This is a genomic window from Thermopirellula anaerolimosa (assembly GCF_054657335.1).
The window spans coordinates 1,389,628-1,403,739 of record NZ_BAAHYX010000004.1; the positions used below are offsets into that span (position 1 = coordinate 1,389,628).

Annotated in this window: 10 protein-coding genes; 3 read left to right on the forward strand and 7 right to left on the reverse strand. The window is 63.0% G+C overall.

Annotation, left to right across the window (positions count from 1 at the left end):
- Positions 1 to 15: 15 nt before the first annotated feature.
- Together ACYQ6J_RS05770 and ACYQ6J_RS05775 are read right to left on the reverse strand one after the other, a co-directional pair.
- Positions 16 to 726, reverse strand: coding sequence for a hypothetical protein (locus ACYQ6J_RS05770; protein WP_460183246.1), 711 nt, complete (start codon positions 724 to 726; stop codon positions 16 to 18).
- A gap of 107 nt (positions 727 to 833) precedes the next feature.
- Complete coding sequence (locus ACYQ6J_RS05775; RefSeq protein ID WP_460183247.1) at positions 834 to 1,637, reverse strand: hypothetical protein; 804 nt, start codon at positions 1,635 to 1,637, stop codon at positions 834 to 836.
- 968 nt (positions 1,638 to 2,605) lie between these two features.
- Here ACYQ6J_RS05775 and ilvD point away from each other — a divergent pair.
- A complete protein-coding gene (gene ilvD / locus ACYQ6J_RS05780; protein ID WP_460183248.1) occupies positions 2,606 to 4,438 on the forward strand; it encodes a dihydroxy-acid dehydratase in 1,833 nt (610 codons plus the stop codon).
- Between the two features lie 129 nt (positions 4,439 to 4,567).
- Positions 4,568 to 6,550, forward strand: coding sequence for a YjhG/YagF family D-xylonate dehydratase (locus tag ACYQ6J_RS05785; RefSeq protein WP_460183249.1), 1,983 nt, complete (start codon positions 4,568 to 4,570; stop codon positions 6,548 to 6,550).
- Positions 6,551 to 6,598: 48 nt separating this feature from the next.
- On the opposite strand, the gene ACYQ6J_RS05790 is transcribed toward ACYQ6J_RS05785, so the two are convergent.
- The 3 genes from ACYQ6J_RS05790 to ACYQ6J_RS05800 form a co-directional block, all read right to left on the reverse strand.
- The gene (locus ACYQ6J_RS05790; protein ID WP_460183250.1) at positions 6,599 to 7,345 is read right to left on the reverse strand and encodes a cytidylate kinase-like family protein; all 747 of its coding nucleotides are present in this window, start codon (positions 7,343 to 7,345) and stop codon (positions 6,599 to 6,601) included.
- 357 nt (positions 7,346 to 7,702) lie between these two features.
- Positions 7,703 to 8,569 carry an alpha/beta hydrolase gene (locus tag ACYQ6J_RS05795; protein ID WP_460183251.1) on the reverse strand — a complete coding sequence of 289 codons (867 nt, stop codon included), beginning with the start codon at positions 8,567 to 8,569 and terminating at the stop codon, positions 7,703 to 7,705.
- Positions 8,570 to 8,627: 58 nt separating this feature from the next.
- On the reverse strand, positions 8,628 to 9,050 hold the full coding sequence (locus ACYQ6J_RS05800) for a secondary thiamine-phosphate synthase enzyme YjbQ (protein WP_460183252.1): 423 nt from the start codon (positions 9,048 to 9,050) through the stop codon (positions 8,628 to 8,630).
- A 201-nt stretch (positions 9,051 to 9,251) separates the two neighbouring features.
- Here ACYQ6J_RS05800 and ACYQ6J_RS05805 point away from each other — a divergent pair, with 201 nt between their 5' ends.
- Positions 9,252 to 9,377, forward strand: a complete 126-nt coding sequence (locus tag ACYQ6J_RS05805) for a hypothetical protein (RefSeq protein ID WP_460183253.1) — start codon at positions 9,252 to 9,254, stop codon at positions 9,375 to 9,377.
- Between the two features lie 735 nt (positions 9,378 to 10,112).
- On the opposite strand, the gene ACYQ6J_RS05810 is transcribed toward ACYQ6J_RS05805, so the two are convergent.
- Together ACYQ6J_RS05810 and ACYQ6J_RS05815 are read right to left on the reverse strand one after the other, a co-directional pair.
- Positions 10,113 to 12,146, reverse strand: a complete 2,034-nt coding sequence (locus tag ACYQ6J_RS05810; RefSeq protein WP_460183254.1) for a HAMP domain-containing methyl-accepting chemotaxis protein — start codon at positions 12,144 to 12,146, stop codon at positions 10,113 to 10,115.
- Positions 12,147 to 12,570: 424 nt separating this feature from the next.
- A complete protein-coding gene (locus ACYQ6J_RS05815; protein WP_460183255.1) occupies positions 12,571 to 14,070 on the reverse strand; it encodes a DUF4832 domain-containing protein in 1,500 nt (499 codons plus the stop codon).
- Positions 14,071 to 14,112: the final 42 nt, after the last annotated feature.

Genomic DNA, 14,112 nt, shown 5'->3' on the forward strand with positions numbered 1-14,112 from the left:
CCCAAGCCCATGAATTCAAAATGCCCAGAGAAGCCAGACCCAAACGGCGCCTGTTAGAAGCCCGAAGCCGAGACAGACGATCGATACCACCCAACCCCGATAGTACCCGCCGGTCCGCCGGTCCAAGACCAGGATGGTAAGCAGGGCCGCCACCGCGAGGAAAATCGTTCCGATGCCCCCGAACAATTGCGCTTGCCGGCGAAGCATCGCCGCTTGCTTGAGACGGTCCGTCCATTCCGTCAACACCTGCCGAGGGAGCGATAGGCGGATTTCCTGAGTGGCGACCGGGCCATATTCCTTGGCGTCGCAGGATTGCCTAATGTCCTGCTCGACCCCCGGTTGCCTTAACAGCCAATCCCACTCCAACCACGCTTGGCGATCGGATAGCCGCATCCCCGTTCGCTCGCGAGCCAATTCCTGCAAGGCTTCCGCCATCTTGCGATCAGCCCGCGCCGCCGCCTCTTCCCGGGCTTCGGTCTCCGTTCGACCGGGGCACGGACCGCTGCCGACCACGACGTTCCGGACGTCCGACTCCTCGCTCGCCGCAACGTCTCCCGATTCATGTCGCCGGCCAAGTTCCTCGGAATCGCTCCGCCCACGCATGGTCGAGGCGTCCACGGATGCGGCCACTGCCTCGGATAGCTTGGAAACCTCTTGACTGACGGCAACTCGCATCATCCCGAGGAGCAGCGGCAACAGAAACAATCCCATCCCGAATGGCTGCATGGTTTCCACTCGCTTCCTTGGCACTGGCATTAAGCGACGGGGATCGTCTTGGTCGATCCCCGTCGCACGCTGCAAGATCGAGTTTGCTCAGTGAAGCGGCTCGACCGCTATTCCGCCGCGGATCCGGCACGATCGCCAAACATCTCATCAAACCGTTCGGTAGCGGTTCGGGTGTCGGCGTCCACCGGAATGCCGCTGTCGACCTTTTGCTGAGAATCCAGGACCCGTTGCCCCACCTTGATCCGTCGTTCGATCTCCTGAGCCAACTCTTTGGCCCGACTCAGTCGGGAAGCGTCGATTCCCACCGTCCCTACCGCCTGAGCCGTCTCCAACGTCTTCAATTGGGCCGCCAGCGATTCGGCTTGCGTGCTCAGTTGATCGTATTGTCGGCGGTACTCGTTGACCTTCTTCACCGCCGCATCCAGGTTGCGACGCCGCTCCTTGAGAAGCTGTTCCCTGGCACTCACTTCGGCTTTACGGGCTTCGTAGCGGTCAAGTCGCTTGGTCAGGTCGGCCTCCACCTCGCTCCGCTTGTACGTTTGCCCGCCAAACACATATTCCGATTTATCTTCCCTCAAAGCCTCGCGAAGCTTCATCATCTCCGCTTCTTCCCGAGAAAGCTCCTGTTTTGCCTGAGCGACGTACTTCTCTAAGTTTTCCACATCCACTTCCAGTTCAGCCACCACTCCCTGATTGCGGCGGATTTCCGGTTCCAAATCCTTAAGCTCTCCGTTCAGTCTCTCGAGGTCGAAAGCGATCGGCGTGGCATCGCGAATCTCTTTCCCAACCCCTCTCCAGGTGGTCTTAATGTAACTCCACGTGGTTGTGACTCCGAGGCTGCCAACCACCAAAACCGCCGCTGCCACAATGATCCACCGCCACATGTCTGTCTGCTTGTTCCAGAACATCATGGATTCATCCCCTCTCTGAAAAAAGGACTCCGAAACCGGCGTATGCGTCTTTGCCTTCCCTGTCAGGCAAAGCCCTTTACCCATGAAGACGATCCGGCGATCCGCATCTTGGAAAGATTTTACCTCAAGCCTGGGAAATCTTCGCCTTAGCACTGCGGTTGTGATCGCACAATGTCACAAGTACCCTCTGCACAATCCTTTCATGCCGGCATGGCAGTCCGCCATTGCGGTTTGTAATTGAAAGGTAATTGAGAACGAGGCTTGCCCGGCGGGCGGGACCGAAGAATGGCGAGACGAGAGGAACACCGCAGCAGACGTTCGCGGACCGCCACGGCACGGCGGCGTAGTGGCGAGGCATCAGGATTAATCGTACCGGATGCGAACTGTGACCTCTCTCGGTGCGGGATGGACCATTCCTTACGCAGGTTCCAGATAGAGCCTCGGGCGTCAGCCCGAGGTGGATCCCGGGGTGGATGTACGCCGCGAAGCCCCGCAATCACAATGCATGCGCAGTGCCCCCACCGCCGACTTACGCCGGCGGCTCATTCTTGCCGTTCATACAATCAGCGCGAGTCGTGAGCTCACGTGCACCGCGCACACGCAAACCCAAGGCACGACGATCCGCCGACGGATTGTGGTGCAGCAGCGACCATCCCAAGCCTTGTAGCGTGTTTTTCGTCGGCTGATAGTTGGCGAGGCGATTCAAACTCGCGGCTAGGAAAGCACTTACCGCCCTGCTCGAGGCCTTCTCCACCGAGGCCGAATAGTGGGGACAGGTCGGCGGCGGTTCTGGCCGCTGCCTGTCCAGGGTTCTACAATATAGGGCTGTTTGCGCGGCCGAACTTCCCCGGCGGAAGAAGGCGCGTCTCAGCAGACGTTCAAAAAAGCCATTTCGGGGGCGGCCCGTTCTCACCGTTGTCGGTCCCGTCGGCTCGGTCTCGCGTGTTTTCCAAGATAGGACTTTCGCCATGCGTTCCGATCAAGTCAAACTGGGGGCGGCCCGCGCGCCGCATCGTAGCCTTCTACGCGCCACCGGCGTTCAGGACGACGATTTCCGCAAGCCGTTCATCGCCGTTTGCAACAGCTACGTCGATATCATTCCCGGGCATGTTCACCTGGATGAGGTGGGAAAGTTCGTCAAGGAATGCGTTCGCGCAGCGGGCGGCGTGCCCTTTGTCTTCAATACCATCGGCGTGGACGACGGCATCGCGATGGGGCACACGGGCATGAAGTATTCGCTTCCCAGTCGGGAATTGATTGCGGACTCCGTGGAGACCATGATCGAAGCCCATTGCTTCGACGGCATGATCTGCATCCCGAATTGCGACAAGATCGTGCCCGGCATGTTGATGGCCGCCATGCGCTGCAACATTCCCACGATCTTCGTCAGCGGCGGTCCCATGGAGGCGGGGCGCCTTCCCGACGGGCGCAAGGTCGATTTGATCGACGTGTTCGTTGCGGCGGCGGCACGGCAGGATGGAAAGATCAGCGAAGAGGAATTGCTGGAATTGGAAAAGGCCGGTTGCCCCACCTGCGGTTCGTGCTCGGGAATGTTTACCGCCAACAGCATGAATTGCCTATGCGAGGCCTTGGGGATGGCCCTGCCCGGCAACGGCACGCTGGTGGCCACCAGCGCCGAGCGTAAGCGGCTTTTCCGTCGCGCCGCCGAACGGATCGTGCAAATGGTGTTGGAGTTCGAGAAGCACGGTCCCGGTCGCGGGATCCTGCCGCGGGAAATCGTCACCACGCAGTCCGTGGACAATGCCATGGTATTGGACATGGCGATGGGCGGAAGCACGAACACGGTCTTGCACATGCTGGCTATTGCGCGGGAGGCGGGCATCGAATACGACATCCACCGTATCGACGATTTGAGCCGCCGCACTCCGAACATCTGCCGCGTGGCCCCCAGCAGTCACTACCACGTGGAGGACGTCCACAATTCCGGCGGGATCCACACGATTCTGGGAACCTTGGAGCGAGGGCGGCCCGGTCTGCTGAACCTCGACTGCCCCACGGTGACCGGAAAGACCTTGGGCGAGAATATCGCCGAGTACGACATCCGGAGCGAGACGGCGGCGGAAGAGGCTTTGGTGATGGCTGCCGTGACGACGCGCGGCGAGCGCAACGTCCGCGGCATGAGCGTGGAACGCAAGCACGCCGACGTGCGTGAACTGAAAGAGGAAGAGTTGGGATTCGACCCCTACGATTGCATCCGCGAAGTCGAAAACGCCTACAGTCCCGAGGGCGGCTTGGCCATTCTCTACGGCAACTTGGCTCCCAAGGGCGCCGTGGTGAAGACCGCCGGCGTGTTGCCGCAAATGCTGCGTCACAAGGGACCGGCAGTCATCTTCGAATCCGAAACCGACGCCTATCAGGGGATCGTCAACGGTAAGGTCAAAGCGGGCGATGTGGTGGTGATTCGGTACGAAGGCCCCAAGGGCGGGCCTGGCATGCAGGAAATGCTCGCCCCCACCACGGCCATCAAAGGCATGAAACTGGACGATAAGGTGGCGTTGATTACCGACGGGCGGTTCTCCGGCGGGACGGCTGGGGCCTGCATCGGCCACGTCAGCCCGGAGGCCGCCGCGGGCGGACCCATCGGCCTGCTCCAACCCGGCGACATCATCGAAATCGACATCCCCAATCGCGTGCTGAACGTGCTTCTGAGCGAAGAGGAACTGGCCGCACGCCGCAAGGAATGGAAGGCCCCGCCGCCTCGATTCACCAAGGGTTACCTCGCCAAATACACACGCATGGCGACCAGTGCCGACACCGGTGCCGTGCTGCGTTGGGACTGATCGCGACCCGCAGCGACCTCATCGTGGGGTTCGCGCCGCAATCGTCTTTGGGGATGTGAGGTTCCGTCCGTTCTAGGCGGAGGCTTCGCGCCCCCTTTCCGCATTCCTCGATCTTGGGGGAATACTTCCATGTCCGACTCCCACGGCGATTTCGAGGCCCGATCCCGCGCGCTGCTGAACGACGGCGACGCGGTGCCGGATGATTTGGTCCTGCAAGGCCCCGGTCCGCACGGCACGCTGCCCTTGAGCGACGAATTGCTGCGGCATGAACCGAGCGGTCACGTGTTCGGCATGAGTCAGGACGCGGGGATGGGCTGGGATCCCGCGCGGACCGACGCCCCGCAATACGTGATTCTGAGCACGATGGGCGGATTGCGGGATTCCTCGGGACGGCCCATCGCCTTGGGGTATCACACCGGTCATTTCGAACTGGATGCCGCGGTTCGAGAGGCCGCCGAAGAGTTTCGCCGCGCGGATGCGATTCCTTACGCCGGGTATTGCTCAGATCCATGCGACGGTAGGACGCAAGGCACGCCCGGCATGTTCGACAGCCTGCCTTACCGCAATGACGCCGCCGTGGTCTTTCGTCGCTTGGCGCGGTCCATTCCCCGTGCCAAGGGCGTGTTGGGCATCGCCTCGTGCGACAAGGGATTGCCGGCCATGATGATGGCCCTGGCGGGCCTGCCGAACCATGCGTGCGCCGTCATGCCGGGCGGTGTGATGCTCCCCACTACCGGTCCCGAGAACACGGCCTACGTCCAATCGCTGGGCGCCCGATACGCGAGAGAAGAGATCACCCTGGACGCCGCCCGTTTGGCCGCCTGCCATGCATGCGCCTCACCGGGGGGAGGCTGCCAGTTCTTGGGCACGGCGGCCACTTCGCAGGTGGTGGCCGAAGCCCTCGGCCTGACGTTGCCGCATGCCGCCCTGGCCCCCTCCGGTCAGAGTATTTGGCGGGAATTGGCACGGCGATCCGCTCGGGCCGTGATGCTGATGGCCGAGCGCGGCATCACCGTCCGGGATATCGTTACCGAGGACGCCTTGCATAACGCGATGGTCGTTCATGCAGCCTTCGGCGGTTCGACGAATCTGATTCTGCACCTGCCCGCCGTAGTATTCGCCGCGGGCGTCCGCCGTCCCAGCCTCGACGATTGGGAGCGGATCAATCGCCAAGTGCCACGCCTGGTGGACGTGCTCCCCAACGGTCCGGCCAACCATCCCACGCTGTTCGCGTACCTGGCGGGAGGCGTGCCCGAGGTGATGCTGCACCTTCGCGATCTGGGGCTATTGCGGACCGAAGCCTTGACCGTCACGGGTCGCACGTTAGGGGAAAACTTGGACTGGTGGGCCGCCTCGCCTCGTCGCGCTCGATTGCGGGAACTGCTGACCCGCGAGACGGGCATCACCCCGGATCAGGTGATTCTCTCGCCCGATGCGGCGAGGGCGGCGGGCATCGCCTCGACCACCTGTTTTCCGCGCGGCAATCTGGCGCCCGACGGTTCCGTGGTGAAAAGCACGGCCATCGATCCGCGGCTATTGGACGAACACGGCGTGTACCACAAGGTCGGCCCCGCGCGCGTTTTCACCAGTGAACCGGAGGCGGTGGCCGCCGTGAAAGGGCAAGGGGATCGCCCCATTCGACCGGGCGACATCGTCGTACTCATCGGTCGCGGACCGCTCGGTTCCGGCATGGAGGAGACCTACCAACTGACCTCCGCCTTGCGTTATCTGTCGTGGGGGCACGAGTGCGCCATTTTGACCGATGCGCGGTTCTCCGGCGTAAGCACGGGCGCGTGCATCGGGCTGATCGCCCCGGAGGCCTTGGCCGGCGGTCCGGTGGGAAAGCTTCGCGACGGCGACCGGATTCGCATCCGCATCGACACGCGTCGCTTGGAGGGAACGCTCGACGTGGTGGGCGAGGGGGACGAAGAATGGTCGCCGGAGATTGCTGCGGCGAAACTGGCCGCCCGGTCGCCGCATCCCGATTTGCGTCCGGACCCGCTTTTACCGGAGGATACCCGGCTTTGGGCCATCCTCCAGCAATTCAGCGGCGGACCATGGTCGGGGTGCGTCTTCGACCTAGAGAAGATTCGGGCCAAATTGTCGGAATAGGTCCCCGATGGAAGCCGACCGCAAGCCCCGTCCTCGCGGCGCAGGCGATCAATTCGCGGTGCTGGCGGGGGGAGTCTCCAAGCTACCGAATCGTTGACGAAAAGCGGTTGCGATGAGATCGGCGGCGCCTTCGTTGCCCCAGCGATCGACGTTCACGACCAAATCGTAGCTGTGCGGGTCGCCCACGTCGTGGTGGAAGAACCTCGCCACGAACTCCCGGCGTCCCGCCTCCCATTCCCGAATCAAGCGACGCGCCTCGCTTTCGCTCACCTGGTGATCGCGGCAGACCCGGGCGATGCGATATCGCTCGGAGGCGACCAAGCGGACGGACAGCCCTTTGTCCGGCGGCAGGATGAAATTGATCCCCCGTCCCACGAACACCGCATGTTCGCGTTTGGCCGCCGCCGTGACCACCCGTTGCAGACACACCAGGAACTTGTCGGGGGTGATGAGATGGGCATCCAGCCAGGTCCCCAGGATTTCGCGGACCCAGTTGCCCCGGGTTTCATCGACGGCCTCGAGAAGGGAGTGCTCCACGCAATAGCGCTCGGCGATGAGCTTGAGGACGTCCTTGTCGATCACGGGAAACCCCAGTCGCTGCCCGATCAGCAGGGCCACCTCCTCCGCGCCGCTGCCCGCCTCGCGCGAAAGGACGACGTACTCCTTGATGGCGCGTGAGGTGGAATGCGGGCTATCGACCCGGAGAAGATGCTCCGCCACTCGTTGGGCGACGTCCCAGCGTCGCATTTCGCGCTCGGCCTGCGCCGAGAGTTTCGGTTCGCGCAAATCCGTCATGGCACCCTCCCTTGCTAAAAAGAGAAGAAACACGGACCAACAGGCTATTTCGTCCGGGAAAAAATACCCGGTGCCTTGCGCCGTTCGGTGCCGATGAGGCCGGATTCTCGGGCGCCTCCATTATACCGCCGCAGTGCGGAAAGCCACAAAAAATGTCGCGGCGGGGAGATTTCCGCTCGTCGCCCCGGCGATGGGTGGCGCTGCGGGATTATCCCCCTGAAGGCTGTGACGAGAAATGCGCGCCGGGCGTTGTGCCGCCGTTTCTGCAACCCGCCGGCGTAAACCGGCGGTCGTTTGACGGGACCGTGTTATCCCAAACTGCCACCATCGGCAGCCTCCGAGTATAAGGTCGGAGAGTTAGGGGGTTGGCGATGTGTTTCGCGCGTTCAGCCACTCCACCACTTCCCGCAGCACGACGTCTTTCTCCGGTTCGCTGAGGACCTCGTGGTACAGACCGGGGTAAATGCGGAGCGTCTTGTCGGGAGAGGGGGAGCGTTCGTGGAAGTCCCGTGCCCCGGAGGCGGCGGAGAGCTTGTCGGCCCCGCCTTGCAGAAAGAGATAAGGCAGGTCGAACTTCGCCGCCGCTTCCATCAACTTGCCCGGCAGGTCGAGAATCTCCACCGCCGTGCGAACGGGAAATCGTCCGCGAAAGACCAGCGGGTCGTCACGCAGGGCTTGAATCACGTCCGGATTGCGAGACACGGCGTGGGCGCCCAGGCGTTCGGCGGTGCGCAGCCGCGCCAGGCGAAAGCGAGGCCACAGGAAGCTGAGCAGAACGGCCAGGTGGCGGAGCGGCGGCAGGACTCGGGCGGCGATGCGGATGGGGGGACCGCTCAAGACGGCGCCGCGTACCGTCGCTCGCCGCGTTGCCGCATGGAGGATCAGCACGCCCGCCCCCATGCTGTGACCGAAGAGGAAGTCCGGGTCGCGCCCTCGCCGTTCTCGCCATTGACGGAGTACGCCGTCGAAATCGTCCACCAGCGTCTCGATCCGGTCGATGTAGAGCCGAGGCCCCTCGGAGCGACCGTGCCCGCGGTGGTCGATCATTTGCAAGGCGTATCCGGCGGCATTCAGGTGTCGGGCGAAGTCCGCGTATCGCCCGCAGTGCTCCAAAAGCCCGTGTAGTCCGAAAATCTCGCCGCGGATCGGGCCTTCCGGTTCCCAGCGGCGCGAAAAAAGGGTGATGCCGTCTCGGGCGGTGAAAGTGCAGGTCGATTCGGGCATGGCGGGATAGGTTGCGGCTTGGACCTTGGTACGAGAATCGAAAAGGACGCGACCGCCGTCATTCGCCGATAATTTTGATCAGGACCCGCTTGGGACGCCGCCCGTCGAATTCGCCGTAGAAGATCTGCTCCCACGGGCCGAAATCGAGTCGTCCGTTCGTGACCGCCACGACCACCTCGCGACCCATGATTTGCCGCTTATGATGCGCGTCGCCGTTGTCTTCGCCCGTGCGGTTGTGCTGATAAGCTTGCGGCGAGGGATCGAAGGGGGCGAGTTTCTCCAGCCACCGCTTGTAGTCCTGGTGCAGGCCCGGTTCATCGTCGTTGATGAAGAGGCTGGCCGTGATATGCATGGCGTTGACGAGGCAGAGGCCCTCGCGGATTCCGCTCTTCTCCACGGCGGCTTGGACCTGCCGCGTGATGTTGATGAAGTCCATCCGCTGAGGGACGTTGAAGGTGAGGTATTCCGTGTGGGATTTCATGAGAGGATATCCTGAAATGGCTGCCCGAGTGGCCGGTGAAAACACCGCACCGCCGATCCGCGACGCTACTCGCAGGGTAAAGACAACGCGCCGGACACGCAAGTACGGGAGTGTGTGAATGTGTCATGCGTGAATGGAAATGAGCCCTTGCTTTGTGAATAGAAATGTCCCTATGAGCCCTGCTGTATGGAGACATTGCGAATGAGTGTGGAAGAGCGGGCGCGGTCGGAGGTTTTCGGCCGAGTGAAGGCGGAAGATATCACGCTCGTGAAAGCGAGGGAGATCTTGGGAATGAGCTACCGGCAGGCCAAGCGTTCGTGGGCGTAATATCCGTTTTGAGTGGCGGCACGGCAACTGTGGCGGGCGTTTTGGCCTCCGGCGAACCGTCCGGCGAGGTCCGTCGGCCCCGCAGGCGAAATGGTGGGCAAATCGGGCAACTCCGCCGAGAACTCGCTCCGCCGCCCGATTCGGCAGTTCCTTGAACCCGTAGCAAGGGACATTTCTATCCGTGAGGATCTGGGGACATTTCTGTTCGTGGGTAACGCGTAAACCGGCGGTGGCGCTGGTTTGGATCGTGAAAATTTAGAGCCACCAGCGTAAGCTGGTGGTGGTAGTCGTGGTGATGGTGAATCTCGCGTCGCGCCGAGGACACCTCGGGCTTACGCCCGAGGCGCCTCAAAGCGATGGAGGCGCCTAAAAGACACCGCCGGCTCACGCCGGCGGCTCCAAGCAAAGCAAACAAGACAACCCGAGAGCCACCAGCGTAAGCCGGCGGTGGCGCTGGTTTGGATCGTGAAAATTTAGAGCCACCAGCGTAAGCCGGCGGTGGTGGTCGTGGTGATGGTGAATCTCGCGTCGCGCCGAGGACACCTCGGGCTTACGCCCGAGGCGCCTCAAAGCGATGGAGGCGCCTAAAAGACACCGCCGGCTCACGCCGGCGGCTCCAAGCAAAGCAAACAAGACAACCCGAGAGCCACCAGCGTAAGCTGGTGGTGGCGGTACGCGCGGCGCCGGTGATGGTACGCGCGGCGCCGGCGGTGGTACCGCCGGGGCGGGGCGACCTCAGCCCGTGGACACGGTCTGGCGGACCTTGAACCGGCCGACCAGGTCGCGGAGGGCGGTCGATTGGGCGCCCAACTCCTCGCTGCTGGAGGCCAACTCCTCGCTGCCCGCCGCCGCCTGCTCCACCACTTGGCTGATGTTCTGGATCGCCTTGGAGACCTCCTCCGCCGTGCCCGCCTGCTGCACCGTGGCCGAGGCGATCTCGGAAATCTTGCCCGCCGTGGTCTGGATGCCCTCCACGATCTTCTGGAAGGCCTCGCCCGTCTGCTGGCTCAACTCCGCGCCTTCCTCCACGCGGGCGGTGGATTCGCGGATCAGCTTGGTGATCTCGCCCGCCGCCTGATTGGACCGCTCGGCCAACTTGCGGACCTCATCCGCGACGACGGCGAAGCCCATCCCATGCTCGCCCGCCCGGGCGGCCTCGATCGCCGCGTTCAGGGCCAACAGATTGGTCTGGCCGGCAATCTCGGAAATGACCTGGATGATCTCCGCGATCTGCTGCGAACTGCCGCGAATGAGCTGCATGGCCTCGATCGACTTGTTGACCGCCTGGCCGCCGCCGTCCGCCAACTGAGCGGCTTCCCGGGCCAAGCGGTTGGCCTCCTCCGCCGCCGCCTTGACCTGTTCCACCACCCTCGCCAATTCCTGCATCGAGGCCGACACCTGCTGCACGCTGGCGCTCTGCTCCTGGGCGCCCGAGGCCAGGCTCTGCGAGGCCTCCGACACCACACGCGAACCCTCCGTGAACTGCTCAGCGCTGGCTGAAACCTCACGGATGATCTCTTCCAATTTGTCGCAGAAGATGTTGAAGTATCGGGCCAGTTCGCCGATCTCGTCGTGCGAGGCCACCTCCAACCGCTTGGTCAAGTCGCCCTCGCCCTCCGAGACGTCCTTCAGCAGCGCCACGGTCTTCTGCACGGGCCGAATGATGCTCTGGGCGAGGAACATACCCAGGATCATGGACAGCACCACACCCACCACGCTGGCGCCGATCCCGAGGTTCTTGGCAAAAATCGCCATGGCGATGTTCTGTTCGCCCATCCGCTTCGATTCGGCGTTCCAAAGGTCCACGATCTTGGTCAGCCGCTCCGTCTGGACGTCCATCTTCACGCGGCATACGTCCATGGCCTGACGCAGCATGTCCTTCTGAAGAGACTGGATCCGATCCACCTGTTGATGGACGGCATCCTCCAGCTTGAGGTATTGGGCGTTGCAGGCCTGCCCCATCCCCGCCACGCGGGCATCGACCTTCTCCGCGAACTCGGGGTCGGAGGCGTCGATCTCGGCGAAGGCCTTCTCGTAGGCGTCGCCCATGGTCTCGACCTGTTTGACCAGCTCATCCAACGCTTCCGTGCCGACCCCGATGCGGGGCAGTAGCTCCCGGAGTTTCGCCGCATCGGCCTTGAAGGCGGTCCGCGCGGCGGTCAACTGTTCGCGGGCCTTTTTGAAGGCCTCGGGGTCGTTTCCGCGCAGCACGGCGTTCTTGGCCGCCACCCAAAGGTCGCGAAAGTCCACGCCCAATTGGGTTTTCAGGTAATGGCAGGCGTACATATTGCGGGCGAAGTTTTCGCGTTTGCCCGAGGCGTCCGGGGCGGTTTTGGCCAATATCTCGTCGAACTGCTTGGACATGTCGAAGACGGCGTTGTTGGCCTGGACCGTGGCGTCGTAGTCGGCGACGAATTCCTGCCAGATTTTGGCTTCCTCGTCCAGTTGTCGCAGCGGTTCGTATTCCTTGCGGGCGGCCGCGAAGATTTCCCGTGCCGCGTCCAATTGGGTGTATTGCCGTTGGCGACTCTCCAGGTCCAGGTCGAGATTGAGCAGCGTCCGCTGGATCCGCATGACTTCGGTGAATTCCCATTTCATGGCCTGCGTCGTTCGCACGCTGGGAATGGCTACGTTGGCCAATTGCTCCACGCCGTTTCCGGCGGACGTCAGGCCGTAGTAGCCGACGCCGCCGACCGCGGCGGTGATCAGGGCCACCAATCCGAACCCGCCCAACAACTTCGCCTTGATACTCAGATGCGACAACTTCATACGAACGCCTCCAAACCGCCGTCGTGTGGAAGGAACCGGAGGGGAGCCTTCGTGGCCCGCGGTTCACGGTATCTCCCGGACGCATCCTGAGTCCGCGACTGAGAAAACTTAGGTTGCGGAATGGGGCGTGGTGCGGCGGGGCGAAGAAAAAAATCGCTGCGCCTGGGTCCCGGGGACGGGAATCCAGCGCGGTTGTATTGATAATGTGTCTCATTCTGCCGCGTAAATCCACCGCTAGCTCACGCGAGGCACCTCCAGCTCACGCTGGAGGCTCCATTTGCGCTAGCGGCTCCTCGAAAGAATGGAGAGCGATGCACAACTCTAGAGCAACGCCCACTAGAGCCGCCGGCGAAAGCCGGCGGTGGCACTGGTTTCGATCGTGAAAAACTAGAGCCACCGGCGTGAGCCGGTGGTGGCGCCGCCGTCATTCCACGATCGTGATCATTCCGACGCGGTAACGCCGCGCACCGTCATCGCCGTCGATGGGCAAAGCTACGACCGGCGACCCGGTCTTGTCGCCGATCGATACATACACCTGATATTCGCCGGGCTGCAATTGGAAGGGCAGGCAGAACGCGGACTTCCATGTGACGGCGGGCGGGGGCGGCAGGTTTTCATCGACCGGCTCCTCGGCGGTCGGGCCTTTCAATTCCACTTCCCGAACCGGCAATTCGCGGACATCGGCCTGCTGATCCACGCAGACGGCGACGATCCCGCCTTGCGAGTCCTTGAGCGTGAGGGCGACATGCCCGCCGCCGTAGCAGGGGGCCACGCCGACGTTGCACCACGAGGATGTCAGCGTCAGGGGAGCCTGACGCGAGTGGCTGGCCGGATACGACACTTCCAGCGGCAAAATGCGGTAGCCCAGGCGGCGGTTCATGCGGTCGATGAGGGGGCGGCATTCCTCGAGGAATTCCCGCGGCCACCAGTGGATCGAGGCATACGAGGCGTGGTACTCGAACATGGCGCGGACGTACATCGACCCGTCGCCCCAGGCCGCGCGATTCTCCGACGGGCCGTAGTGCTCGCTCTCCAGGATGACGGGGAGGCGGGGCCAAAAGTCTTGCGCCATGGCGGCGTGAAAGTACGAATTCGGCCGCGGTTGCACCATGATGCTGTCGTCCCTCAGCGTGAGGCCCGCCTCCCGCGCGTACGCGATCGCCTTTTCGCCGTCCTCCGTCATCACGTAGTCGTCGTTGGCCGCCAGGAGCGTGCGGGGGAAATGTTTGCGGTGCAGGTCGATGTGTCGAATCACGGTGTCGGCCGAGTACCGGATGCGCGTGGAGGCGAAGGTGTGTCCCTCTCCCCACACGCCGAAGGAACCGACGTCGATCCAGGCCACGTCGGGATTGCCGTCGTAGCGGTCGGCCAAGGCGGCGAGGAAGTGCTCGAGCTTTTCCAGGAAGACGGGATCGTTGTAATCCGGTTCCCAATAGGGACCGTCGTCCGAAACGCCCGCGCCCGGGCGGAAATTGAAGCCTTTCGCCCCCGCCTTTTCCACCCACTCCGGCGTGGCGTAACGGGTCCACGACTCGCTGCACGAGATGCGGAGGGCGATCCGCTTTCCCTTGGCGATCCATCGTTGGGCGGGTGTGTCGAGCACGGACCAGCAGAAACGGCCTTCTTCCGGTTCCAGGTACGACCAGGGAATGCGCAGGTAAACCACCGTGAGGCCGGGAAAGTCGTCCACGGTATCGGACGGCAACAGTCGGGAACCGTAATTGGCGGGCACGTTGTCGTAGTAATGCAGGACCCAGCCCATGCCGGGATTGCACAGGGCCGCCCCGTTGTCCTGAAAACGCACCACGACCTGCGGCGCCGCGTCGGCTTCGTTGCGAGAGGCTTCTTCCGCCCTCAGTAGCCCGACCGACACCGCCGCCGACAGCGCCAACGCCATCGACACCCAAGCGTTACGACTGCGCATCGTCCGCTCCTCTCGCAAGAATTCACAAGGTAAGTTCGCAAG